The organism is Jeotgalibacillus alimentarius, from assembly GCF_000829445.1.
Taxonomy (GTDB): Bacteria; Bacillota; Bacilli; order Bacillales; family Jeotgalibacillaceae; genus Jeotgalibacillus; species Jeotgalibacillus alimentarius.
In genome coordinates, this window is record NZ_JXRQ01000015.1 from 262,775 (window position 1) to 286,509 (window position 23,735).

The window sequence follows — 23,735 nt, forward strand, 5'->3', positions numbered from 1 at the left end:
AAAACCTGATGAAAGTTGCAATCGCAGAGGATGACTTCCGTGTCGCCTCCATTCATGAACAATTCTTAGAAAAGCTTGACCACATAAAAGTAACAGGCAAAGCACTGAACGCGAAAGAAGCACTGGAACTGCTTGAGCAAGAAGAAACAGATCTCCTGCTTCTCGATAATTACCTTCCTGACCGGACAGGTCTTTCCCTTTTACCGGAAATCCGTGAAAGATGGCCCGGAACTGACGTTATATTAATTACCGCTTCTACTGAAAAAGAAGTCGTGGAGCCAGCCGTCCGTTACGGTGCCGCTGATTATATTGTGAAGCCAGTTACATTTGAACGCTTTAAGAGTGCGATTGAAAAGGTACGAAAAAGAAAGCAGCTGATTGATTCCAATCATGAACTCACACAGGCGGTCATTGATCAGATGTTTTCGAACCAGCGGCCTTCAGAGACTATGCCAACCCTGTTGCCAAAAGGGATTGATCCGCTGACGCTGCAAAAAGTAAAAGACATGATGCGTACACTGGACAAAGGAATAAATGCTGAAGAACTTGGCCAGAATATGGGCGCTTCGAGAACAACTGCCAGACGTTACCTTGAATACATGATTTCATCAGGGGAAGCAAAAGCAGAACTTGAATATGGGATCGTCGGCAGACCTGAACGGAAATATTATTTAGCATAAATGTATAACACCTCCCTTCATTGCGGAGGTGTTTTTTCGTGAACAAAATGAACAATATCCCCTAAAAGTTCTTTATGAAGGTTAAATTGTAAACGGTTACATTTTGAATATTCTCATTTAACATAACGCCAAAGGATACAATCATTCAATCACAAACAAGGGGGAAATATCATGAAAAAACTATTCGGAACAGCAGCTGCTTCACTTCTATTGGTTACAGCAGCCGGATGCGGAAACAGTTCTTCCGGTGCAACGGACGAAGACGGCAACTGGACACCTACTCAACCTATTGAGATCACAGCACCTGCAGGACCAGGAGGCGGCTGGGATACTACTGCCAGAATGGTGTCTCAGGTATTTGAAGAAGAAGAGATTATTGATCAGCGCCTGCCTGTCGTGAATAAAGCCGGCGGCGGCGGTGCCATTGGCTGGGCGTATATTGCAGGTCAGGAAGAAAGTCCGCACCATATGTTTGTAGGCTCTCCACCTCTCATTCTGGTTCCATTGAACGGCCAGTCAGAATACAGTCATGAAGACTTCACTCCACTTGCCAATGTGATTGCTGATTATGGGGCATTTGTTGTAAAAGCAGACGCTGAGTGGGACAACCTGAATGATTTATTTGATGATATGAAAGAAGACCCTCAAAGTGTCAGTATTGTCGGCACCTCTTCACCTGGAAGCATGGATCATATGCAATTCGTTAAAATTGCAAAAGCTGCGGGTGTTGATGTGACTAACCTTAAATATATCTCTGATCCAGAGTCAGGTGGACTGACTTCAGTGCTGAATGGCAGTGTAGATGTTTTCACAACCGGTGTAGCAGAAACAATTGAGCAGGTTCGTGCCGGAAAAGTTAAAGTACTTGGCATTACAGCTGAGGAACGTCTGGAAGGTGAAGTACTGTCAGACTTCCCTACCGCAATTGAACAGGGAATTGATGAAACATTTATTAACTGGAGAGGCTTCTTTGGGCCCCCTGGCATGGACGAAGCAGCAGTCACTTATTATGAAGAGAAGTTCAAAGAGCTGAATGATTCGGAAGCATGGATTGAGATTCGCGAAAAGTACGGCTGGGGTGAAATGTACATGGACAGCGAAGAATATGCTGCATTCCTTGAGGAAGAAGCAGAATCAATGCAGGCATTACTGGATGAGCTTGGATTGGCGAGAGAATAAATGTTCAGAGGGATAGCATGACGTGTGTACTGCTATCTCCCTTAAATAGAAATGAGGTGAACAACGGCTATGCTGGCAAAAACAAACCAAAAAGCGGCACTTGTAGTCGCAGTCATCGCAATCGTATATCTGCTCTTAAGCTTTAACCTGCCGGGTTATACCAATGCGCTGATCGATGCAGACGTTATTCCAAAAGGACTCGGATTCCTTCTGCTGTTCTTTGCATTATTGCTTTATCTAGATAAGAAAAATGAAACAGAAGCTGATAAGGAAAAAAGAAAAATCTCCAAACAGCATGTGATAAATCTTCTCGTTGTTGCCGGGATGATTCTCATTTATATTTTCCTGCTCGAAATGATAGGTTTTGTAGTCATGACAACCGTTTTTATTTTTGTCTGTTCCCTTTACCTTGATTATAAGCACCATGTTACAAACGTGATCACTTCTGTCGTATTCTCACTGGCCATTTACGGACTGTTTAACTACTTACTCAAAATCAATCTGCCTGCGGGCATACTTCCATTTTAGAAAAGAGGTGACAGTATGGATGCATTCTCCGGTCTAATGTCAGGATTTCAGGTAGCCTTCAGTCTTGAAGGATTGTTATTTGTATTTATCGGTGTATTTGTCGGTACTTTTATTGGAATGATGCCAGGGCTCGGACCGATCAGTGCGATTGCCATTATGATACCGATCACTTATTCAATGGACCCTTCGATTGCCCTTGTCATGATGGCAGGTGTCTACTACGGTGCAATTTTTGGCGGTTCAAGCTCCTCTATTTTATTAAATGCACCAGGTGTAGCAGGAACAGTCGCAACAGCCTTTGATGGTTATCCAATGGCCAAGCAGGGAAAAGCCGGCAAGGCACTTGCGATTGCAGCGATCGCTTCATTTACAGGGGGAACAGTGAGTGTTGTATTACTGATGCTCTTCACCCCGCTTCTCTCAGCAGTAGCCATTTCATTCGGCCCCGCTGAATACTTTGCACTAATGTTTCTTGGATTGACCGCCATTGCGAGTCTTGCTGATGGGTCAGCCATTAAAGCTTTTATTTCAGCAACACTCGGCTTTATGGTTGTCACAATCGGAATTGATGCACAGACAGGGACAAGCCGCTTTACTTTTGGCAATCCAAACCTTTTAGAAGGGATCGATTTCCTTGTTGTTGCACTTGGACTGTTTGCACTTGCTGAAGTGTGTACGCTTGTTCTGAACAGAAATGAGAAAGATGATGGACAGAGTAAAAATATCGGCAGTCTGCGTCTTTCTAAGCAGGATATAAAAGAAATGAGTGGACCCGTCTCCAGACAGTCATTCCTCGGCTTTATTATCGGGGTGTTACCTGGTGCAGGTGCAACCATTGCGTCATTTATTGCTTACATCACGGAAAAGAAAATTGCAAAGAATCCCGAGGAATTTGGCAAGGGGTCTATCAAAGGTCTTGCTGCACCTGAAACAGCCAATAATGCTGCAACGAGCGGCGCGTTTGTTCCATTACTCAGTCTTGGAATTCCAGGGTCAGGTACAACAGCTGTTTTACTCGGAGCCTTTCTCGTCTTAGGGGTTCAGCCAGGCCCTCTGCTAGTGCAGGATCGCCCGGAGATTTTCTGGGGAATTATTGCAAGTATGTATGTAGGGAACATCATTCTGCTGGTCTTGAACCTGCCACTGATTCCATATATCTCAAAGATCCTGAAAATCCCACGCCCCCTTTTGATTTCACTTGTCATCATCTTCAGCTTAATTGGTGTATATGCGATCAGCTTTAATACTTTTGATCTTTACCTGCTGTTAGCTTTCGGTGTCATCGGATTCTTCATGAGGATGTTCTCATTCCCGGCTGCCCCTTTCATTCTGGCATTCATACTTGGTGGTATGATGGAGCAGTCACTCAGACAGACGCTGACCATTTCAAATGGAAGTTTTGGCATTTTCCTTGATAAACCTATTGCGCTCTCGCTTATCGCAGTGGGGCTGCTAACGATTCTTTTCCCTCTTTTAAAAGGTCGGAGAAAGTATAAAGTAAGCTAATAAAAATCCGGATCGCATCAAACAGCGATTCGGATTCTTTGTTTTATCAAGTGTAATAAAGGAATATTGCATTTTATGAAGAATGGTATCTATAACCCTGCGTCTGGAGGTCTTGATTTTGCTACTCTATAATTGATTTTTCAGCTTCTCCTATCCAATGACTAAAAAAGGAGCTGACTGAATTGAATTTTCAATATGATATAAACGGCATTACACCAAATATGCTCGAAGGATTTTTTGACGGATGGCCTGATCCACCGTCACCACAGAAACATCTGGAGCTTTTAGCAAAAAGCAGTCACATCGTGGTTGCAACTGACGATGCGAAGCAACAGGTCATCGGTTTCATTACGGCAATCAGTGATGGCGTCCTGTCTGCTTATATTCCACTTCTAGAAGTGCTGCCTGCTTACAAACATGAGGGTGTCGGCAGCGAACTCGTTCGTCTGATGCTTGAACAATTAAAAGATTTTTACATGGTTGATCTCTGTTGTGATGACGAACTGGTTCCTTATTATGAACGGTTTGGAATGCACAAAACGAATGGAATGATTGTGAGACACTATACAAGGCAGTCCGGCATTTAACGAAACTTGAACACTTTGAACAAAGCGGAATGATTAATCCTCATTCCGCTTGTTTTTTCACATAATGCAGCATCACAATCTGATTATAGATTTCGGTTCCTTTGAACTTTAATTCCGTATACTTTGTCCCCTCAGGAAATAGCGGAATACCTTCACCCAACACCACAGGAATGACCGCGATATAATATTCATCAATACTTTCAGACGCCATGCACGCCTTAATTACCTCTCCACCGCCAACGACCCAGACCGGGCCATCGTGCTTTTTCTGCAGCTCAGGCAAAAGCGTTTCTACCGGCTCTGAAGTAAATGTCGCATAACCATCCTCCTTCACCGTTTTTGATAGCACGTACACAGGTCGATCCTGATAAGGCGGTTCGTCCATCATTTTCAACACTTCCTGATAGGTCCGGTTCCCCATGACCACCGAAGAAATTCCGCTGTAAAAGTGATTATAGCCGTTATCCCCCTCACCTTCAGCTTTCAACAGCCAATCAAGAGAATGATCCGATTTTGCGATCATACCATCGAGACTCATTGCGATGTATAAAATGTTTTTACTCATGTGATTCATCTCCTTTCACCATTAAGTTTATAATAGAACTATGACAATATACGTCGTAATTGAACGGAGAAATAATCATGAATAAAAGACAGCTGACTTTAATGCGTATACTTGAACCCAACAGGAAATTTTCTGCTTCAGAACTGGCCACACGTTTTAACGTTTCTACCAGAACCATTCAACGTGATCTCGACAAGCTGCAGAAGATTGGTTTCCCTCTCTATTCTGAACCAGGGAGATATGGTGGGTACAGAGTGCTGCCGAATAGATTACTGCCACCTCTTCAGTTAAATGAAAACGAAGCGATAGGTCTTTATTTGATGCTTCACTACCTTGAGCAGGTTCCTGACCTCCCCTTTGGTGAAATCAGAAGCCACCTTGCTGAACATTACTTTGCAGAGTTGCCGGAGTCAACGAAAGAGAGAATCAGATCTGTAGAAAGTAAAGTCGCCTTCCATGCGTCATATGCTTCAGGCAACAGCCAGTGGACCACAGTGATTTTGCAGGCGGCGCTCGAACAGAGGGAGTTAGTGATGACGTATGAATCTTCACGGGGGATAAGAAAGGTAAATGTGTTCCCTATAGGTCTGTACTTTGATCAGACTTGGTATATGCCTGCCTTATACAAACGAAAGATTCTACTATATCGCGCTGACAGAATTCATGCTGGAACAATTGGCGAAGAACGGCTTGAACAGCTTCCCTCACTATCCGAATGGCTCAGGCAGCCTGAGGAACGACCATCAGTCCGGGCAGTTCTGGCTTTTACTGCTGAAGGAGAACGGCGGGCAAAAGCAGATCCATTTTTCAAAGATGTATCAGATGGGGTATGGAAAGGAGATATTCCTTATGAAGAATTATCATATACAGCATCACAGCTTCTTTCTTATGGCGCTCACGTAAAAGTGTTGGAGCCTGAAGAACTAATTAAAAAGGTAAAAGGACATTATCAGGAGAGTTTGAATCAATACGAATAACATAACCGGAGACGGTATATGCCGCTCCGGTTTCTTTTCATTTCCGATCAAACGTCCACTCCACACCATCCCGTGCCACTGCCATCTCATACATCTTCTCGGCAATATTATCAGGCGAAAAGTGTGTATCCGGCTTTACAAATCCATTAATCGTTAATGTGCCGACATAGATATCTTTTGATTTCAACTCCTGATGAAGCGTCATCGCAAGAATCCGCATCGCAGCCTTCCCAACAGATACAGACGCAAAGTTCTTCATCGGCTTCACACCAAGCACACCGCCTGTCAGAAGAATCGTGCACCCTTCTTCCATAAAGGGAAGTACCGCCTGCACACTCGCAAGCGCACCGACAGCATCCACCTGAAGGTCATTCAGCAGATCAGCCGGGTCAAGTTCCGTCGGGGGCCCCTGCCGGAATGTATAGGCGTTATACATCAGAATATCAATCCGTCCGTAAAGGTCATGCACATATTTAATTGCGGCTTTCAGACTCTCATTGGAGGACGCATTTGCATAAAACGATTCAGCTTCAATGTCCAGTTCCTCCAGCTCATCCACTGCTTCAAGCAGCCTGTCCTCATCTCTTGCGACCAGCGCAATCGTATAGCCTTCTTTTCCAAATCTTTTCGCTGTGCTCAATCCAATCCCCGGTCCGGCACCAATAATGACCATCACTTTATCCGACATCATCTTCCCTCTCCTTTTAGATGAAAATAGAATCACACCTTTGTTCTTAAACTAGCACGCTTGAAACAATCGATTCAATTTTCAATATTCAGGAAAGTTTTTCGGATTACTTCCGCCAGAAAGTCGTGCATTCCGCTTTGTCCTTTAAATTAAACTCAATCATCTTTCCAAGCAGCTCATAATCCACCGGCTGATTCCACGGAAAACGCACTAGCATTTTACTGTGATCATGTCCTCTATCTTTGATTTCATCCATAAAATAATCAATGCCTGCTTTTTCAGGAGAGACTGCAAGGTGCTTTTTTGATGTACTAAACGCAATGATAAAAGTCCCGTGATGCGTAAACATCGGCTGATTCCAGGCTACTTTTTGAGCCAGCTCAGGATATTTTTCTTCCACCCAATCCAGTACTTCTTTTGTTTGTGCTCTGTGCTCTTCATTGTCAATCGTATCGAGAAATTCCTGAAAGGTTTCCATTATGATCCTCCTTGATCGTTCGTTTCACTAACTCTTACTCTTATCTCCTGTTTCTTCAACCTCATGAATATCTCCTTCATTTGCAGTTATAAAGCCGAAATTTACTTAAACGAAATCTTATCTGAAGTATCATTTTAGAAAAATGTACCATTTAGATTCCCGCTGTATTATAATAATTGGAATCTAATAAGCTGAGGTGTTGATGATGGGAGACTGTTTTATATGCGACAAGCATGCGGGAATAATGAAGACGGCTGGCAGCACTATTTTTGAGGATGACTTTATATCGATTGGTCATATAGATGGAAATGGCAATCCGGTCTATCTCGGGCACCTTGTAATTGATCTCAAAAGACATGCGCCAGGGCTTGGTGATATGAACCCGGCCGAGGCATCAGCTTTTGGTGTGGCGATGTCAAAAGTAAGCAGAGCTCTGATAGAAGTTGAAAAAGCTGAACACATTTATTCTTTTGTGACTGGTCACGCTGTCCCGCACCTCCATATGCATATTGTCCCCCGCTATCCCGGTACACCTGAAAAATACTGGGGGCCAAGTGCAGTGTATGATTGGGAAGAGGCTCCCATGAGAAACATCAGTGACGTGCAATCACTTTGCGACCGCTTGAAAAAATATATGGACACTCATCAGCATGCCTGAGGAATTCACGTGGTCAGGCAGTGAAACAACCTTTATTGATCAGCCCTTTATAAGAAATCTGAACCATCTGACCATTGGCCTCTACGGTGGCAATTCAGATGCCGGACAGACTAAAAATGAAGATGGCTGTCTGATCTGGTCTGACCCTGAAGGCGATTGGGAATTTGTCATGTTACTTGACGCCCATCATACTGCTGAAAGCACAGACCTTGTGTTAAAAGAAATACTGAATGCCAAGCAAAAGTTGATTAAAATGTTAACTACTCAATTAACTCAGGACACATTTACAAATTTAGAAAAAACCATTATCTCTATCTTCTCTGACGACAGCTTTCTCTCTGCCTGTCAAACGATTAATGGGGAAACAGCCTGTTTAATCACTGTAAGGAAACATCAATATATCTGGTGGTTTTCAGTCGGGGATTGCCTGCTTTACTTATTTCACGGGGAATTGATGAACATGGGACAGGTTCAATTGAATCAGAGACAGTTTTTTGAATGGATCGGTAAAGTGAACACATTTAATCAATTGGTGCCATGCTACAGCACTGGCAGAAGAGAGTTAAGGTCAGGAAACAACCGTCTCTTTCTTACAACTGATGGATTAATAGAATGCCCCGGAGAACCTTACGCTGACTCAATAGATATATATCGGGCATTTAACGATTCAGCAGATCAGGCTGCTGTTGAGGGAATGTTAAACCATATCAGGTCTCATAGTGTAAAAGACAGTACAACACTCGTTACCTGGGAAGTATGGAATAATCGCCCTGCCACCCGGCCTGATGACACGAACAAATAAAGGCAGAAGAACCTCAGCCGTCCGTCCGGGTTCTTCTGCCTTTAAGTGCATTCTGCCTATCCTATTACGGCTTCGGATAAATCGTAAACGCACTAAAAAAGATCACTACAATCGAAACGAAAATAAACGCATAGATGAGCACGCCCCACCAGCCAAATGTACGGCTGTAGCCTTTTTGAAAAAAACTGGCGATAAACAAAATCAAGCTGATGAAAGGAAGGAGCATATAGAAAAAGCTGAATCCGTTGAGGCTCTCCTGAGTCAGTAAAAAGATATTCAAATGCGCCAGTGAGATCAGAGAGATGATAAAAGCCGCAGCGCTGAGTCTTGACTCACCCTTCTTCTTTTTTACCAGTTCCATAACCTCACCTCCCCTGTCCTGATTGCTCTGACATCATCGTTGTCCCTCAGCTTTAATAATTCCTTAGCCGGACCCGTGACCACACCGCCATACGCATTCAATCCATTCTCCTCCAGAAAGGCAATCCGTTCATCCAGCTCAAGCCACTTCGCTCTTGCAATCATGGTAGCCTGTTCCTCATATTCAGCTAAAAATTTCAGACTCTCCATGAACTGCTCATCGTTTGGCGCCTGAAAGTTATAAGGCGACCAATTGTTGCCTGTCTGCGCAGGATAACCGATTGGCGGTAGGTATCCGGTGTCTTCTCCACTCGCCTCTGCATCGAGCCCCGTATCAATGGCATACCAGAGCCACTTGGCATCGATATCATTGATCACACGATTTAACTCATCTACAGGAACAGTTCTTTCAAGGGACACATATACCTCTGCCACAGTGCCCTCCGGTAAGTTTTCAAGTGTATCCCATCCCCCATTCTGTGAATTACTTAACCCCGCATCCGGATGGTATAACAGTCGCTGATCAGGCTGAGGGATTTCCTCAGGCGGCTGATCGATCGTATAGTTTCTCTCAGGGAAATCCGGCTGATTATAACGGAAAGGCACCACCCATTCACCCTGCTTAATAGTTGCGTTACCTACCTGTTTGTATAGATCCATATAGACATCAAACGTAAAGAGTCCCAACTCATATTCAATATTGAATTCATCCACACTTGCATTTGGCTCAGTGATATAGACAGTTGAATATGAAACATCTATCAGATTATTAGCTCGTTCGATAAAACCATAGTAGACATAACTCCCAATCATTAGAACCGGATAGATCATCAGAAGAATCATCACTACATATCCGATAACCGTCAGCCTCGCTCTGCGCGAACTTCTCTTTAAGATCTCTCCAACCTTCCCGGGTGGCAGTTCATCATGTTCAAAGGTTTCATTCATTACATCCTGATACGCTTCTGCCTGTTGAATTTCCCGTTCAACTTTTGCGGCTTCCTGATCTGAAAGCTCACCGGCATAATATTTTTTCAGCCTTTGCTTGAATTCATCACTCAATGTGTCCACGCCCTTTCCTGATCAGCATTTTCAATTTTCCTCTGCCGCGAAACAAATATGACTTTAATGTATTAACCTTAATATCCATCTCGAGCGCAGCTTCTTTTAAGGAGTACCCTTTCAAATCACAAAGCACAATCGCCTGCTTCTGTTCTTTCTTCAATAGCGCCAGATGCTGATACAGGTTTGCTGTCTCTTCCTTTCGAACAAATGACTCTTCCGCAGAAGCTTCAGATTCCATATTATTGATGATTTCCGGAGGAGCTGACTGCGTATGTTTGTTTCTCCTCAGGTGATCGATAAATGTATGATAGGCCACCTTGAACAGCCAGGCCTTTATGGAACGCGGCGGATCGTAATCAAATGACCCGAACACCTTAATGAATGTCTCCTGCGTTAAATCTTCTGCCAGTTCACGGTCTTTCGATAGTGAGAGAAGGTAACGGTACACATCATTTACATATTGCTGATAGATCTCTTGAACATCCACTACCTCTCCCCCTCTCGTGTAAGTAACGGATCAGAATGGAATAAAGTTGCAGTTTACAAAATATTTTTCTTCATTCTACAAATATTTGGTTTTACAAATGACTATTAGACTATTATAAAATGTTAAAAGATTAATTTTATTTCTTGCATTGTGTTCATTAGGTAAAATATACTAAAAATAAGTATAGTATGATTTTAGGAGAGATCGCTATGTTTATTGCCAGACAGCCTATATTCAAACGCGATTTGGATACTTATGGCTATGAATTATTGTATCGTTCCTCACAGCATGCGGCGGGTTATGATGGAATAGATGCCAATCTGTCTACTACTGCAGTTCTGCAGGGTTTACTCGAGACCGGTGTCGGGAAAATCAGTGACTACTCCCGTGTCTTTGTTAACTTTACAAGAGACATGCTGCTCAGTGATTTTTTAGAGGTGATCCCTCCGGAGCATATGGTGATTGAAATTCTGGAAGGAACTATACTCGATGACACATTAATTCAGCGTGTACAGGAATTGAAGAAAATGGGTTATAAAATTGCACTGGATGACTTTGACTCTGACCTTAGTAAATACGAACTAATGAATGATTCAGACATCATAAAATTTGATATCCGCTCTACTCCCCTGGACGCTATCACTTCACAGGTGGCAGAAGCTCATTTAAGAAAAAAGACGATACTTGCAGAAAAGGTGGAAACACTTGAGGAATTTGAACATGCGAAGCAAATGGGCTTTCACCTGTTTCAGGGATACTTTTTCAGCAGGCCGAACATCATTACAAGGACTACATATAAACGGCAGTACAAACATACCTATTTACGGGTCTTAAAAGAATTAAAAACACCCGAACCTTCCTATCAGAAATTAACCGAAATTATTGAAACAGACGCTTCACTCAGCTATCGTCTGATGAAGATTATCAGCCACAGGAATAAAGATCAGCTTTCTTTTTCTATTAAGCGTGCACTCGTGCAAATGGGAATTAAGAATTTCGAGAGATGGATCAATATTCTGATGCTGCAGGATCTTGCTGAAGACAAACCCGATGAATTACTTAAAATTTCACTTGTACGGTCTAAATTTGCAGAGCAGCTATGTGAGGCAAGTCATCTGCAGGAAAGAAAAATTGATGCAGCAGTGATGGCCCTGTTCAGTACCATTGACGCGATTCTAGATGATCATATGGAAAATGTCTTAGCAAGCGTACCTTTATCCACTGAGATCAAAGCGGCTTTGATCAATGGGGACAGCTTACTTGCCCCTATTTATCATGCAGTGCTCTGTTATGAAAAAGGTGACTGGGCATGTGTGGAGAAATGGGCGGGCGAGCTGAATATTGATACAGAACTTTTGCATGATATGTATGTTCAGGCAGTGGAATGGGCGAATGAGGTATATCAATAAAAAAAGGCGGAGAAAATTATTTCTTCGCCTTTTTATGATTCTTCCACAAAAGCTTCTTCCCTCCCCGGCTTCCACAGAAATGCACAGAAAACACATGATAAGATCAGCATAAGCAGTGCAGCTGTCACAATCGCTTCTCTCAGTGAAAAGAAATCTGCAACCGCTCCAAGCAACAGAACAAATAAAACCTGAAAAGCACTCTGCCCTAGTTCAAATACACTCGTCACACGTCCCATCAGCTCCACCGGAACATTATTTTGATAGAAAGTGGACATGCCAGTATTTAAAAATGAGTTAAAAAAACCAAGCAGGATGAAGCCTCCAGCAATACTTGCAAAGGACCAGGAGAATGCATAGATGACATAGCCGACTGCCATCAGCAGCAGACCCGTTATGGTCATCATTCTGATAGACAGTCTTTCAGATAATACGGATAATACGAGCGCCCCTGCGATTGATCCAATCCCGGTAATACTGATCAGCAAACTGTATTCAAGCTCCGATAAACCCACAACCTCTCTCGCAAATACCACCTCCTGCGCATGGGTATAGCTGAGTGAAGCCAAGTAGCTGATCACTTTCCCTGACAAAAAAGATCACTGATTCATCTTTTGACAGCCTTTCAAATATATATTGCTATGCACCCTCTAAGTCAGGTGCCTGTTTGTAAAACTGACGGTACGCATTAAATAATGATGCTATTGCAGCACTGTCTTTTGCCGCTGCTTGAATGATATCCACATTGTTTCCTCACTTCTGTTAGTAAGTATTATCTTCAAATCAAACCTTCTATCTTTTCCCCCTTTATCTATTTACGGAGCACCATATAATATACTTCTCTATTGACTATAAAAAAGCCTGTCGATTATCTCGAATCCTCCGAGAGACTTAATCGACAGACTGGGCAGAACAAATATTATGAACCCTCCGCTGTAGTATCAGCTCTTTTTATATACCTTTGGAAATAAATAAACAAAAGGATAAAAAATAGTAATTGTATCACTCTGCTGATCAGGCTGATCGTGATATGAGTATCTACACCGAAGATCACTATATTTTGATTAATATTAAAATCGAAAATAATATGCATGAAGCAATAGATACCTGTCAGCCAGACCATGCTTAGTAGAATGTTCTTCCTCATATTTGATTCGTCCTTTCACTGCAGCAATACCTGCTCCGCTCTATTCTACATGCTGCTCCTCCACCCATTCAACCATCCGTTCCATCGCATCACTGCCTGACAGCCAGATATCCGGTTCAATCCCGATTGCTTCGCGCTCAAATGAATAGGGACTGACAATAACACTGCCGGGCATATGAATACTGATACCGGAATTCGGCAGGTAAAAAAGCGAGCCTGCATCACTAGTGAACATGCCGCGTGTAGCAGTACCCATTAAAGTTGTCTGATCGTATTCAAGCAAATCAGAAATGAGAAGTTCAGCTGCTGAACCTGAATTTTCATTCATCAGAATATAGAGTGGTGTCTCAAGTGAAGGTGATTCTGAGATTTCCACATCAGTACCAGCCCATAATGTATCAAACGTCTCAATACCTGCAGCAGATTCATCAGGTAACTGGAATTCCTCATTCGGGTCTGGTAGAAAAAGGCCATAGTCCTCATAAAATGTTTTATAAATCACTCCTTCTTCTATACGGCCTTTAAACCTTTCCATCATTAAAAGGTTGATTGTCTTTGTATCGAGCCAGACACTCTCACTATGTGACGGCGGGGCGCCTGTCAGTTCATGAACAAAGCGTGTACCAAAACCAGTAAGGCCCCCGCCATTATCCCGCAGATCCAGAATCGCTGCAGGCGCATCCTCAATCACATCAATCGCTTCGAACATATCCTCAAAAGTGAAATCCTGTTCTTCAGTGAACATAAATGTCCCAAAACGAATCACAGGAATCTCTTCATCCGTTTCACTAATGTCAAAAAGCGAGTCTGTTTCATCCTGTTTTACCGTCATTTGAAAAGAAAATGCCGTATACGTATCATCAGCAGTCTCAAGCGTCCACTGACCTGCCCCGTCTTCTGACATGCTGACAGTCCGGTAGATTTCCTCGCCGCTCTCTCCTAAAGATGGTTTCATATACGCTTCTGCATCTTCACCATTAACCGATATGACCTCTTCCCCTTCATAAAAGTATGTATCCCCCTCTTTGGTGAATATCCAGTCTTCAACACTGTGGGGAATCACTTCTTTCATATAGGCCTGAGTACCAGCGATCCCAAAATGCTGATCTTTAATAAACGAGTAAGCATCGCTCAACTTCCCTGTGAATGTAAGCGTACTGACAGGCCGGTCCTGCGAATCAATCCATTTATTCAATTCATTTTCAGCCGCGAGAAATGCCTCATCCCCACCGTAGAATTCATAAGGACCGTACCCATAGCGCATCGCACGCAAAAATGTATCAATATCCTCACGCATCTCATCTGTAGTAACAGTCTCAGACATCGGCCGCTCTACTGACAGTTCTTCGAGCACCTCAACAGGCAGTTCCTCTATATCAGTAGTTGTAAAATCCGGCACATAACCTGACGTTGCAGGAGGATCGGCATACTCCCTCTCTTCAATCACAAATTCAGCCGGCTCACTCTCTGTCTCAATAGCCTTTTCGTCGTCAACGCAGGCTGTTAATAGTAAAAACGGTAATAGATATACAAATTTTTTCATATTTCCCACCCCTTATAGTGGGTATACGGGTGGAGGGCGGGGAAAGTTTCGGCTGTATGTGTAAATGGGACAAGAGTGATGACGGATGGGATATGGCTTGATTCTCCGTGCGGGGCCGGGATTTCCTTCAACTTATGATTTATTCCATCAATCCGGGACACTTTCCCTTCAATCCCGATTATGATTCCATCAATCCTGAATTTATTCCATCAGCGGCCACCTGCACCGCTCGAATTCCTTCAACAGCCGTCACTTTTCCCTCAGCCTCTGGGCTAATTCCTTCAGCCAACAAGGTAATTCCATCACCCTCACCCCCCAACCCAAAGTCCAAATTCCTTAAAAACCCACCACAGCCAGACCCTATATGGTAAACTATTGACAACTAAAACATGATCGGAGAACAGACGAGTGTAGAATGCGACTTCCACCTTTATTAAATTGAATAGAGAATACAGGCGACTCGTTCACCCCGGAGGCAAAAAGGTGAATTTGTGCGCTTTTTTGTCTTCTCAGAGGGCGGTCCGCCTTTTGAAAAAGGAGCAGAAAGATGAAGAAGCATTCGTTTCGTTATTTACTTACAGGTCAGTCAATGGCCAATCTGGGTGATGTGTTTTATATCGTGTCGCTGATTTCCACGATTTATTTACTGACCGGGTCAGCATTTTATATGGCACTGCTGCCGTTTTTTAATATGAGTGCGCGGTTTCTTGGAGCACTCGCTGCACCGCACGTGATGGACAGATTCGCCCTGCCACAGCTGCTTGCCTATTCGCAGGGATTGAAAACTATATTGTTACTGGCTCTCGCTGTGAGTTATCAGCAGATTACCCAGGAGACAATCCTCATGACTTTTCTGTTTGTTACAGGGATCGCTTTTTTAGATGGCTGGGCTTCTCCGGCGAGCCACGCACTGATTCCAAGGCTTGTGGAACGTGAGCATTTAGTGAAGTCCAATGGCTATATGGGCGTGGTAACACAAACCATTCAGCTCAGTGCCTGGCCGCTCGGGGGCATATTGATTGCGATCAGTTCAGCAGAAACACTGATATGGATCACTGTCGGTTTGTATATCGCGGCAACCCTTTTTGCAGGCATGCTGTTCAGGTTATTGCGTATAAGTACTGAAGAGAGCAACCCTGCCGAGAAAGATCGGCGCGCCGGTTGGAAAGCAATTCTCAGGAGTCCGTTTTTGAGAGTAGTCACACTTGTAGAATTGATTGAAGTCAATGCAGGTGTTGTCTGGATCGCAGCCATTGTCTATGTGTATGTAGCTGAAGTATTGCAGGCCGGTGAGCCGTGGTGGGGTTATATCAATTCAAGCTATTTTGCAGGACTCATTGCAGGCGGACTGATTGCGATCAGAGTGGATCAACTGTTACAACGCCGCGCAAAACAGTGTGTCATCATAACTGCCTACACTGCAGCCCTTGCAACAATAGTGTTTGGACTGATTTCTAATCCCTACCTTGCCTTGTTATTATCAGTACTGTTTGGGTTTGTTACACAGCTTAAAGGCATCACACTTAACACATTGGTACAGACGAATGTAAAAGAGCACCTATTGCCAAAAGTGTATGCAGCACAGGAAGCAGCATCTTTTTCCACCTATGCTGTGACGACGCTGCTGGCCGGACTTCTTGTAGACCTCGCTGGTGTCAGAATCGTATTTATCACAGCAGGTGTTTTATTGCTCGGTTCAGCGCTGCTGCTGACGCTAGGGCAAAAAACACTCGATGTAAAAGCAGGCGTAAGCGCAACAGGATAACTACGAAAAAAAGCACAGATTTTCTCTGTGCTTTTTTTCATATAAACAATCGCTTCTGATACACTTATTGTTCAGCCACCCTTTCTCTATGACGAATCATTTCATTATAGAATGACACAATGAAAGCAACCTTCAGCAATAAGAGGATGCCCATCCAAAATTGCGCAACTCCCGGCGTCATTTGAAACAGGAAGTAGCTGAATCCTGCTAAAGCGAAAACCGTCATCATAGCTGCACAGACCACATTCAGCCTTTTCACATAAAAATGCTCCCCTGCCTCATTTTCCAATACTATGAGCAACTGAGAAATCACCACAAAGATCATAAACATCCCTCCAACTACAAAGATCAGACCTGCCGCAGCAAGGACTACAGTATAGGAATCGATAGGGATTTCTAAAGGGGAATTTCCGGTCATGTTCAACAGAAATATAATGATACTGTGTAGAATCATGAAGATGACTGCAGGATAGGCCTTTGTGATAACCTCGCATCTTCTCTCTAACTTTTTCATGCCAAAAAAGATCAGGATATATCCGATCAGATTGGTAAATGAATAATCAATTCCAATATCTAAAAAACTGATGTTAGTTTTAAAAAACACCAGAAATATTCCGAATATCACCTTGTTCATGGATAACCTGCCTTCCCAAATAACAATTTAATGAATGAGCTTCTTGCTATTCATACTTCTAGTCTCAAACACATAACCCCTCTAAAATATGTAAAAGAAATCTTACTTAATTTATCTGGAATAAAAAAGTAAGATTTCCTTTCTTCAACACAAAACGGTCCTATAGTCATACAAACTGTAATGAATGTCATAAACACACCGCTCTCCACATAATTTCTCCACCCAAACCAAACCTTTTTCCTGCTTGACGAAAAAAATAACCTGGTACAAATGAATCTATTTATGACAACACACACAGACCAATGTCTCCCCTCATGTAATACATAAGCAATCCATGGTTTGACAATCATCTCATTCCCTATTAGAAAAGTAGTAGTTTAACAATTATTTGAAACGTATGTACAGGTTAAACGTATAAACATTTCATAATCTAATTTTCCCGAATGAAAGGAGCAGTCAGATGAAAAAGAAATCATGGCTTTCTATATTGGCGCTTAGTATGGCGCTTGCAGCGTGTCAGGGTGAGGAAGAAACTGATACATCCCAGCAGGCACAAGATGAACCGGTTGAAGAGGTGGAGCAGGAAGAGGAAGTCGCTGCCGAACCTGAAAGTGTGTTAGCTGAACTTGAAGAGATGAACCTCCCTGCCCTGCCTGAAGAACCACAGGATTTTGTTCAGCAGGGCAATGGATTGCTGCAAAGTGAAAAAGAAAATGGCAATGAAGAGATTGAATTCCTAGAGCTGTTTGGAGATGTACCAGCCCTTCCTGAGGATGCAACTCAGGAAGAGATGGCATTGTATTATCAGTACATTCATAACATTACAAGGGTACAGCTTCCTGACCCGTCAGGTGTACTGGATATGGCCCGTTTTGATATGGAAGGAATGCCGGAAGCAGACCCCCGCTATGAATTTAAGGAAAACTACAATATTGAAGTTATTTTAGATGCGAGTGGCTCAATGGGTGCTGATGCCGGCGGTGAGACACGGATGGAGCAGGCAAAACGTGAAATTCAAAGCTTCCTCTCTTCCGCCCCTGAAGAAGCGAATGTATCCCTTCGCGTCTATGGACATGAAGGAACCGGAGATGACGCTGATAAAGAAATGTCTTGTTCGGCGATTGAAGAAGTATACGAACGCGGATCTTACGACGAAGCGGCTTTTCAGGAAGCGCTTGACAAGTTCGAACCGGCCGGCTGGACACCGGTTGCAGGAGCACTTGAATCAGCAGCCGAAAGCTTTGAAGGACTGGACGGCGAGAAGAATACGAACTTGATCTACCTGGTCAGTGACGGAATTGAAACGTGTGACGGCAACCCGGTTGAAGCAGCAAAGAGTTTTGCCGGAAGTAATATCTCTCCGATTATTAACGTTATCGGATTTAATGCTGACTCTGAAGCACAGCAGCAATTAAAAGACGTAGCAAAAGAAGCTGGCGGCGCCTATGCGAATGTCAATAACGCAGAAGGGCTGCGCAGTGAATTTGAAAGAACAGAGGATATTTTGCAGGAGTGGAAGCAGTGGCGTGTAGGCGCACGGAATGACCGCAACTGGACAAGTGTGCATGCCACGATGGACATCAACAATTTCAGTATTGCCTGGCAGAATAATGCCAGAGCCCAGGTGAATTCAGAATATAATGCGATGTCTCAGCTGATGGATGAAGGCAAAATTACTTACGATCAGCTTGGACCGATGAAAGATCTTGCGACTGCAAACTTTGATCTGGCACGTGAAACAGGAAGCGCCTTTTATGAAGAGCTTCAGCGGATGAAAGAAGAAGGTGTGGAAGGCATGGATCAGATGATTGAGGATTCGAAGCCGGATGGGGAATAATTCTTCCCATTCGCTTCGACTGTCTTTCAACCGTCAATGGACGCGTTGTTAAGATTGGTGGTCGTGTTTGCATCGGTGATGGTCGGATACACCCGGGTTTGTGGTCGTATCAGCCCTGGCGATGGTCATATCCACTCCCGCGATACCCACATTTTAAAAAATGATGGCAATTCCATACAAAACAGTGCTATAATCATCTGACATTTACATGCGACGAAGAGAACAGTAGATGATCCGAACCCTTAACAGAGAGCTCCGGTGCTGAAAAGGAGCAGGTGGAAGATCATCGAATCAAGCCTCAGAGCATTCTGCCGGATCTTTATGTGATGGCAGAACGGATGCCCCCGTTAACGGGCTTGGGTATAGATTTCGTACCTGAAAAGGCTGGTATGGTGACATAGCAGCAAACTGAGGTGGCACCGCGAAGGAATCTCGCCCTCAGGACAATTTGTCCTGGGGGTGAGATTTTTTATTTTGCACAATCAAAATAAGGCGGTGTCATGATGAACAAATCAGCTATTCTTTTATTATCTTCAATCGGAATCACAAGTATCGGATCATGGATTTACTTTATTGCGCTGAACCTGATGATTTTTAATGAAACAGGCTCTGCCGCTGCTGTCGGCTTGCTTTATATCATCCGTCCCGCAGCTGCTCTTCTGACGACATTCTGGTGCGGCAGCCTTGTTGACCGCGTTCAGAAAAAACGGTTAATGTTTTGGCTCACACTGTTACAAAGTCTGCTGGTTACAGGGGTCGGTATACTCTCTGACACACTGTGGATCAGTTATTTATTCGTGTTCCTTCTGCAGATGTGTTCTTCCATTTTACAGCCTGCTGGCATGAGTTTTACAGCGCTCCTTATACCCGGAGACAAACTGCATCGCTTCAATGCCATCAGAAGTCTGCTGGATTCCGGCGCATTTCTTGTTGGTCCGGCAATTGCCGGTTTGCTGCTGATGAATGGCAGTGCTGTTACAGCTATTTTTATCAACAGCGTCGCTCTGCTGGTGTCAGCAATGTTCATCTTAGTCATTTCATTCAAAGAAAGACCTGATGCTTCTGACATGCAGAGCAAATCATTTTCAATCAAAACAGACTTAATGTCCGATTGGAAAAGCACACTGCAATTTCGTCAGACAGATAGACAAATGTGGGGCGTCTATTTTCTATTTACACTTTTTATCGTGTTGCAGACTGCGGTGGATTCCCTGGAAGTGGCATTTGCAAAGGACGCCCTTTTACTGACGGATACGCAATACGGCCTGCTGGTCAGCTGTGCAGGGGCCGGCATGATCATAGGCGCAGCGATAAATGTAGCAGGGGCAGCAAAATGGAGCACTTCTGTTCTGATTGGAACCGGCTCTTTGATGACAGCGGCCGGGTATCTGATTTTTGCAGCTTCTACCGACTTTTTCGTTGCATGCGCAGGGGTAAGTCTTCTCGGGGCAGCTCTCGCTTTTGCAAATACAGGTTTTCTGACACGGATCCAAAAAAGAGTCCCTGTTGAATATATGGGGCGTATCAGCAGTTTCTTTCACTTCGTAGAAGCACTTCTTGTGATCACTGTAACGGCCGCCTTTGCCTGGTCAGCCTCACAGTTCCCTATCAGATTGACGGTTTTAAGTGGCGTGTTCGTCATGGTTTTAATAACAGGATATTTATCTTTCATGTTGTTTAAAGGTAAAGAATTGCTAAAAAGACATGATCAAATGACCAAACATTTTAAAATAATTAACATTTTTACGACAAAGAGTACTAAATAACTATATAATAAAACAAAACATTCTTTTTTACCTACACATTAGAAAGTCACAAAAACTTCTTATAGTAACGATATGACAAAAAGAAAAGGTGGGATAACCATGCCTCATGACCGGTATACCAGGTTAGCTGAAATCACGAAAATGATTCACCTGAAGTTAGACAAACGCTCAGTGTTGGAGCAGGTCGTAAAAGCGATTTCTGAAGAGATTGTGCGGTGTGATGCAGTGGGCATCTACCTTCCGATCGGTCCGGAGCATTACCAGGGATATGTCGGGAAACCTGATGACTTCAATGGAATTACGCTTGATAAAATGGTCATCGACCTGAACAAAGACCGCTTTGCAGCTGAAATTGTCGCGACAAAAAAGAGCATTTATATTCCGGATACCAGTCAGGATAACCGGCCGGATCCTATTCCAATTGAGTTGTTTAAAATTAAGTCCGTTTTCGGCCTGCCAATTTTTTATGAGGATACGATGTATGGGCTGGTTTTCCTTTTTGATTACAGTTCTCCACTGCATTTAAGCAAAGAGGAACTAGAAGCGATAGAATCGTATATCACGATGGCTGCCGTTGCGATTCGCAATACGGAATTATTTACACATTCACAAAAGCTTGTGAAGGACAAACAGCTATTGCTTGATGCTACAAGCGACCTGTCATTATGTGTGACCGTTCAGGAAGCGCTTGAAACGAGCTTTCGGTACATTGCGGAAGCTTTGAACAATACAAACGTGGCAGCACATCTGAATGATATGTTTACCCAATCTGCCATTCCTCATAAGCTTTCTTCCCAGAGCACATGGAAAGAAGATGACTGGAAAAAGGTGCATGAGGAAGTAAAGATCAACTTTGAAAAGGACGCAGTTTTTCAGGAAGTCATGAGGACAAAGGAACCTGTTATGGTAATAGACGCTGTCAATGATCCGCGCACAAATAAAGAAGCCATTAACCATTTTGGTATCAAGGCCATGTACACGCTCCCTCTCGTCTCCCGCGGTGAGGTCCTCGGAACACTTGGTATTGTCAGCTTTGATGCGCCTAAGGCATATACGGATGCAGAGCAGCAGCTAGCCACCTCCATAGCCGATGCGACAGCCGGTGTGCTCGATAACTTAATTCACCTGGAACATCTTGAAGACATTATTAAGCACCGGACGAGTGAATTACAGGAGAAAAACGAAATTCTTGAAACGATGAATGATGACCTTCGTCAGCTCAGTAAAAAGAATGAATCCATTCTGAACTCAGCTGGTGAAGGGATTTACGGCTTAAATAAAGACGGTATTATAACATTCTGTAATCCTACTGCTGCAGCGATGCTCAACTTTGAAGTCGATGAACTTGTCGGTAAGCCACAGGATGATGTTGTTGCTCATTACTCAAAGGAAATTGAGCTATATCAGCAGATGAGCTCCCCCATATACGAGTCACTTAAGACAGGGGAAAAAACCTATTCCTCAGAAGAAAAGTTTGCAGGAAAAGACGGCGGACTTTTTGATGTGGAATATGTATCTACACCAATACGAAATAAAGGCCGCTTTAGCGGAGCAGTTGTCACGTTCAGGGATGTATCTGAACGAAAAGAGCTGGAAAGAAAAATTCACAATCAGGCATATTATGATGTGATTACTCAATTACCAAACCGAAGCTATATGACTCAAAAAATTAATTCCGCTTTGAAAACGATTAAAGAAGACAGCCGTTTAGGCGTATTGTTTTTAGACCTGGACCACTTTAAGCTGATTAATGATTCCTACGGACACGCAATCGGTGACCGTGTGCTTTACGAGATTGCTGACCGGTTCAGGTCATTTATTTCTTCAAGAATCACGGTATCGAGACTTGGCGGGGACGAGTTTATGGTTCTTGTTGAAGATGTTACACGTATGGAAGAGCTTGATGAAATCGCCATGAAACTGCTCAGCTGCCTGACAGACCCGATACATATTGGGCGCCAGGAGTTGTTCACCAGCGCAAGTATCGGCATCAGCGTCTATCCGGATGACGCCCGGAATGAAGAGGAACTGATCCGGAACGCTGACACAGCGATGTATGTAGCCAAGGAATACGGCAGTACTTATCATTACTTCACTCATTTACTGAGGGAAAAAAACGTTGAACGATCAAACCTGTTGAACGCACTGCATCAAGCAGTGGAAAAGGATGAGCTTGAGGTGTATTACCAGCCGAAGGTCAACTACCAGACGAAAGAAATTACCGGGGTTGAAGCACTGCTCCGCTGGACTCACCCGGAACTTGGTAAAGTACCGCCTGACAAATTCATTCCGCTGGCAGAAGAAACCGGGGTCATACTGAAGCTTGGAAATTGGGTGCTGCGTGAAGCCATCAATCAGCTGAAGGTCTGGCACGCTCAGGGGAAGCTGATCACAATGGCAGTCAATTTTTCTATTCGGCAAATTCAGCACCCCCGGGTCGTACAAACCGTGCAGACGGTCTTACATGAAGCAGGCATCGACCCGAAATATCTTGAGATTGAACTGACGGAACACACACTCATCCAGTCACATGATGCAGCGAAAATTCATGAACTGAAAGATATCGGGCTGACAATTGCACTCGATGACTTTGGAACAGGCTATTCTTCACTCAAATATATCAAAGACTTTCCAATCGACTGCATCAAGATTGACCGCTCATTTGTAGATGGAATGACGCAGATACCCCATATTGCTGCCCTGAATTCAACGATTATTCACCTCGCCAAGCAGCTTGACTATGGTGTAATTGCTGAAGGTGTGGAAACGCAGGAACAGATAGATATGCTGATGAAAGAAGGCTGCTATTGTATGCAGGGATATTTCTTCAGCAGACCGGTTCCGGCAGCTGAACTGCAGGAATTGTTTGATAAAGGGATTGGCGGATAGTGCAGAAACGGGAAGCTGGGTGAACAGCTTCCCATCAGCATGTCTGATGATGGGAGCTAAGACGGCGGGTGGCGTGGTGAAGGAATTATCCGCTGAACTGAAGGAATTCCGCCCGTCGTTGATGGAATTAACATCCATGCTGATGTAATAACAGAGACCCCAAACCTGCCTGATGGAATAGTTCGTTC

24 protein-coding genes and 1 other annotated feature are annotated in these 23,735 nt (G+C 43.7%); of the genes, 14 read left to right on the plus strand and 10 right to left on the minus strand.

Annotated elements, in window-relative coordinates:
* Window positions 1-5: 5 nt before the first annotated feature.
* From KP77_RS05235 to KP77_RS05255, 5 genes are all read left to right on the plus strand, one after another.
* Complete coding sequence (locus KP77_RS05235; RefSeq protein WP_041121639.1) at window positions 6-680, plus strand: response regulator; 675 nt, start codon at window positions 6-8, stop codon at window positions 678-680.
* A gap of 171 nt (window positions 681-851) precedes the next feature.
* Window positions 852-1,859, plus strand: a complete 1,008-nt coding sequence (locus KP77_RS05240; RefSeq protein ID WP_041121640.1) for a tripartite tricarboxylate transporter substrate binding protein — start codon at window positions 852-854, stop codon at window positions 1,857-1,859.
* Between the two features lie 69 nt (window positions 1,860-1,928).
* Window positions 1,929-2,387 carry a tripartite tricarboxylate transporter TctB family protein gene (locus KP77_RS05245; RefSeq protein WP_041121641.1) on the plus strand — a complete coding sequence of 153 codons (459 nt, stop codon included), beginning with the start codon at window positions 1,929-1,931 and terminating at the stop codon, window positions 2,385-2,387.
* Window positions 2,388-2,402: 15 nt separating this feature from the next.
* Entirely contained in the window at window positions 2,403-3,893 is a 1,491-nt protein-coding gene (locus KP77_RS05250; RefSeq protein WP_041121642.1) for a tripartite tricarboxylate transporter permease, read from the plus strand.
* Window positions 3,894-4,075: 182 nt separating this feature from the next.
* Window positions 4,076-4,480, plus strand: a complete 405-nt coding sequence (locus KP77_RS05255) for a GNAT family N-acetyltransferase (RefSeq protein ID WP_041121643.1) — start codon at window positions 4,076-4,078, stop codon at window positions 4,478-4,480.
* A gap of 40 nt (window positions 4,481-4,520) precedes the next feature.
* Here the strand turns inward: KP77_RS05255 and KP77_RS05260 are convergent, their stop codons facing one another.
* Window positions 4,521-5,045 (minus strand): dihydrofolate reductase family protein, encoded by a 525-nt coding sequence (locus KP77_RS05260; protein WP_084218593.1) that lies wholly within the window; start codon window positions 5,043-5,045, stop codon window positions 4,521-4,523.
* 77 nt (window positions 5,046-5,122) lie between these two features.
* Here KP77_RS05260 and KP77_RS05265 point away from each other — a divergent pair, with 77 nt between their 5' ends.
* On the plus strand, window positions 5,123-6,022 hold the full coding sequence (locus tag KP77_RS05265; protein ID WP_041121645.1) for a helix-turn-helix transcriptional regulator: 900 nt from the start codon (window positions 5,123-5,125) through the stop codon (window positions 6,020-6,022).
* 37 nt (window positions 6,023-6,059) lie between these two features.
* Here KP77_RS05265 and KP77_RS05270 read toward each other — a convergent pair whose 3' ends face one another.
* Window positions 6,060-6,713 (minus strand): SDR family NAD(P)-dependent oxidoreductase, encoded by a 654-nt coding sequence (locus KP77_RS05270; protein WP_052473977.1) that lies wholly within the window; start codon window positions 6,711-6,713, stop codon window positions 6,060-6,062.
* 103 nt (window positions 6,714-6,816) lie between these two features.
* Entirely contained in the window at window positions 6,817-7,188 is a 372-nt protein-coding gene (locus KP77_RS05275; protein WP_041121646.1) for an iron chaperone, read from the minus strand.
* A gap of 244 nt (window positions 7,189-7,432) precedes the next feature.
* Here KP77_RS05275 and KP77_RS05280 point away from each other — a divergent pair, with 244 nt between their 5' ends.
* Both KP77_RS05280 and KP77_RS05285 read left to right on the plus strand, forming a co-directional pair.
* Window positions 7,433-7,846 (plus strand): HIT family protein, encoded by a 414-nt coding sequence (locus tag KP77_RS05280; protein ID WP_052473978.1) that lies wholly within the window; start codon window positions 7,433-7,435, stop codon window positions 7,844-7,846.
* On the plus strand, window positions 7,839-8,648 hold the full coding sequence (locus KP77_RS05285; RefSeq protein ID WP_041121648.1) for a protein phosphatase 2C domain-containing protein: 810 nt from the start codon (window positions 7,839-7,841) through the stop codon (window positions 8,646-8,648). Before KP77_RS05280 ends, KP77_RS05285 begins: the two co-directional genes overlap by 8 nt.
* 64 nt (window positions 8,649-8,712) lie before the next feature.
* Here KP77_RS05285 and KP77_RS05290 read toward each other — a convergent pair whose 3' ends face one another.
* Genes KP77_RS05290 through KP77_RS05300 form a run of 3 tightly spaced genes read right to left on the minus strand, consistent with a single transcriptional unit; the run spans window position 8,713 to window position 10,560 of the window.
* Complete coding sequence (locus KP77_RS05290; protein WP_041121649.1) at window positions 8,713-9,009, minus strand: hypothetical protein; 297 nt, start codon at window positions 9,007-9,009, stop codon at window positions 8,713-8,715.
* The gene (locus tag KP77_RS05295) at window positions 8,997-10,070 is read right to left on the minus strand and encodes an anti-sigma factor (protein ID WP_052473979.1); all 1,074 of its coding nucleotides are present in this window, start codon (window positions 10,068-10,070) and stop codon (window positions 8,997-8,999) included. The genes KP77_RS05290 and KP77_RS05295 overlap by 13 nt, the downstream gene beginning before the upstream one ends.
* Window positions 10,063-10,560, minus strand: a complete 498-nt coding sequence (locus KP77_RS05300; protein WP_041121650.1) for an RNA polymerase sigma factor — start codon at window positions 10,558-10,560, stop codon at window positions 10,063-10,065. Before KP77_RS05300 ends, KP77_RS05295 begins: the two co-directional genes overlap by 8 nt.
* A gap of 209 nt (window positions 10,561-10,769) precedes the next feature.
* Here KP77_RS05300 and KP77_RS05305 point away from each other — a divergent pair, with 209 nt between their 5' ends.
* Entirely contained in the window at window positions 10,770-11,969 is a 1,200-nt protein-coding gene (locus tag KP77_RS05305) for an EAL and HDOD domain-containing protein (protein WP_041121651.1), read from the plus strand.
* 32 nt (window positions 11,970-12,001) lie between these two features.
* Here KP77_RS05305 and KP77_RS05310 read toward each other — a convergent pair whose 3' ends face one another.
* From KP77_RS05310 to KP77_RS05325, 3 genes are all read right to left on the minus strand, one after another.
* Window positions 12,002-12,535, minus strand: a complete 534-nt coding sequence (locus KP77_RS05310) for an MFS transporter (protein WP_052473980.1) — start codon at window positions 12,533-12,535, stop codon at window positions 12,002-12,004.
* 350 nt (window positions 12,536-12,885) lie between these two features.
* Window positions 12,886-13,113: a hypothetical protein gene (locus KP77_RS05320; protein WP_041121652.1), complete on the minus strand. Its 228-nt coding sequence runs from the start codon at window positions 13,111-13,113 to the stop codon at window positions 12,886-12,888.
* A gap of 40 nt (window positions 13,114-13,153) precedes the next feature.
* Entirely contained in the window at window positions 13,154-14,656 is a 1,503-nt protein-coding gene (locus tag KP77_RS05325; protein WP_041121653.1) for a S41 family peptidase, read from the minus strand.
* Between the two features lie 547 nt (window positions 14,657-15,203).
* Between KP77_RS05325 and KP77_RS05330 the strand changes: the two genes are divergently transcribed.
* Window positions 15,204-16,421 (plus strand): MFS transporter, encoded by a 1,218-nt coding sequence (locus KP77_RS05330; RefSeq protein ID WP_041121654.1) that lies wholly within the window; start codon window positions 15,204-15,206, stop codon window positions 16,419-16,421.
* A gap of 64 nt (window positions 16,422-16,485) precedes the next feature.
* Here KP77_RS05330 and KP77_RS18090 read toward each other — a convergent pair whose 3' ends face one another.
* Complete coding sequence (locus tag KP77_RS18090) at window positions 16,486-16,746, minus strand: hypothetical protein (protein ID WP_160289503.1); 261 nt, start codon at window positions 16,744-16,746, stop codon at window positions 16,486-16,488.
* Between the two features lie 769 nt (window positions 16,747-17,515).
* Between KP77_RS18090 and KP77_RS05340 the strand changes: the two genes are divergently transcribed.
* The 4 genes from KP77_RS05340 to KP77_RS18095 all read left to right on the plus strand — a co-directional run bounded on the left by KP77_RS05340 (window position 17,516) and on the right by KP77_RS18095 (window position 23,695).
* Window positions 17,516-18,892, plus strand: a complete 1,377-nt coding sequence (locus KP77_RS05340; RefSeq protein ID WP_052473981.1) for a vWA domain-containing protein — start codon at window positions 17,516-17,518, stop codon at window positions 18,890-18,892.
* Window positions 18,893-19,096: 204 nt separating this feature from the next.
* Window positions 19,097-19,335 (plus strand) — a binding site (T-box leader).
* 57 nt (window positions 19,336-19,392) lie between these two features.
* On the plus strand, window positions 19,393-20,658 hold the full coding sequence (locus KP77_RS05345; RefSeq protein WP_084218597.1) for an MFS transporter: 1,266 nt from the start codon (window positions 19,393-19,395) through the stop codon (window positions 20,656-20,658).
* A gap of 99 nt (window positions 20,659-20,757) precedes the next feature.
* Window positions 20,758-23,547, plus strand: coding sequence for an EAL domain-containing protein (locus tag KP77_RS05350; RefSeq protein ID WP_041121656.1), 2,790 nt, complete (start codon window positions 20,758-20,760; stop codon window positions 23,545-23,547).
* Window positions 23,525-23,695 carry a hypothetical protein gene (locus tag KP77_RS18095; RefSeq protein ID WP_160289504.1) on the plus strand — a complete coding sequence of 57 codons (171 nt, stop codon included), beginning with the start codon at window positions 23,525-23,527 and terminating at the stop codon, window positions 23,693-23,695. Before KP77_RS05350 ends, KP77_RS18095 begins: the two co-directional genes overlap by 23 nt.
* Window positions 23,696-23,735 lie beyond the last annotated feature (40 nt).

Excerpts from the sequence above, each read along its gene's own strand:
- KP77_RS05350 (WP_041121656.1), top strand. The coding sequence starts at position 20,758 with ATGCCTCATGACCGGTATACCAGGTTAGCTGAAATCACGAAAATGATT.
- KP77_RS05290 (WP_041121649.1), bottom strand. The coding sequence starts at position 9,009 with ATGGAACTGGTAAAAAAGAAGAAGGGTGAGTCAAGACTCAGCGCTGCG.
- KP77_RS05325 (WP_041121653.1), bottom strand. The coding sequence starts at position 14,656 with ATGAAAAAATTTGTATATCTATTACCGTTTTTACTATTAACAGCCTGC.
- KP77_RS05250 (WP_041121642.1), top strand. The coding sequence starts at position 2,403 with ATGGATGCATTCTCCGGTCTAATGTCAGGATTTCAGGTAGCCTTCAGT.
- KP77_RS05245 (WP_041121641.1), top strand. The coding sequence starts at position 1,929 with ATGCTGGCAAAAACAAACCAAAAAGCGGCACTTGTAGTCGCAGTCATC.
- KP77_RS05260 (WP_084218593.1), bottom strand. The coding sequence starts at position 5,045 with ATGAGTAAAAACATTTTATACATCGCAATGAGTCTCGATGGTATGATC.
- KP77_RS05285 (WP_041121648.1), top strand. The coding sequence starts at position 7,839 with ATGCCTGAGGAATTCACGTGGTCAGGCAGTGAAACAACCTTTATTGAT.
- KP77_RS05345 (WP_084218597.1), top strand. The coding sequence starts at position 19,393 with ATGATGAACAAATCAGCTATTCTTTTATTATCTTCAATCGGAATCACA.
- KP77_RS05330 (WP_041121654.1), top strand. The coding sequence starts at position 15,204 with ATGAAGAAGCATTCGTTTCGTTATTTACTTACAGGTCAGTCAATGGCC.
- KP77_RS05265 (WP_041121645.1), top strand. The coding sequence starts at position 5,123 with ATGAATAAAAGACAGCTGACTTTAATGCGTATACTTGAACCCAACAGG.
- KP77_RS05305 (WP_041121651.1), top strand. The coding sequence starts at position 10,770 with ATGTTTATTGCCAGACAGCCTATATTCAAACGCGATTTGGATACTTAT.
- KP77_RS05320 (WP_041121652.1), bottom strand. The coding sequence starts at position 13,113 with ATGAGGAAGAACATTCTACTAAGCATGGTCTGGCTGACAGGTATCTAT.
- KP77_RS05275 (WP_041121646.1), bottom strand. The coding sequence starts at position 7,188 with ATGGAAACCTTTCAGGAATTTCTCGATACGATTGACAATGAAGAGCAC.
- KP77_RS05280 (WP_052473978.1), top strand. The coding sequence starts at position 7,433 with ATGAAGACGGCTGGCAGCACTATTTTTGAGGATGACTTTATATCGATT.
- KP77_RS05270 (WP_052473977.1), bottom strand. The coding sequence starts at position 6,713 with ATGATGTCGGATAAAGTGATGGTCATTATTGGTGCCGGACCGGGGATT.
- KP77_RS05340 (WP_052473981.1), top strand. The coding sequence starts at position 17,516 with ATGAAAAAGAAATCATGGCTTTCTATATTGGCGCTTAGTATGGCGCTT.
- KP77_RS05240 (WP_041121640.1), top strand. The coding sequence starts at position 852 with ATGAAAAAACTATTCGGAACAGCAGCTGCTTCACTTCTATTGGTTACA.
- KP77_RS18090 (WP_160289503.1), bottom strand. The coding sequence starts at position 16,746 with ATGATCTTTGTGGTGATTTCTCAGTTGCTCATAGTATTGGAAAATGAG.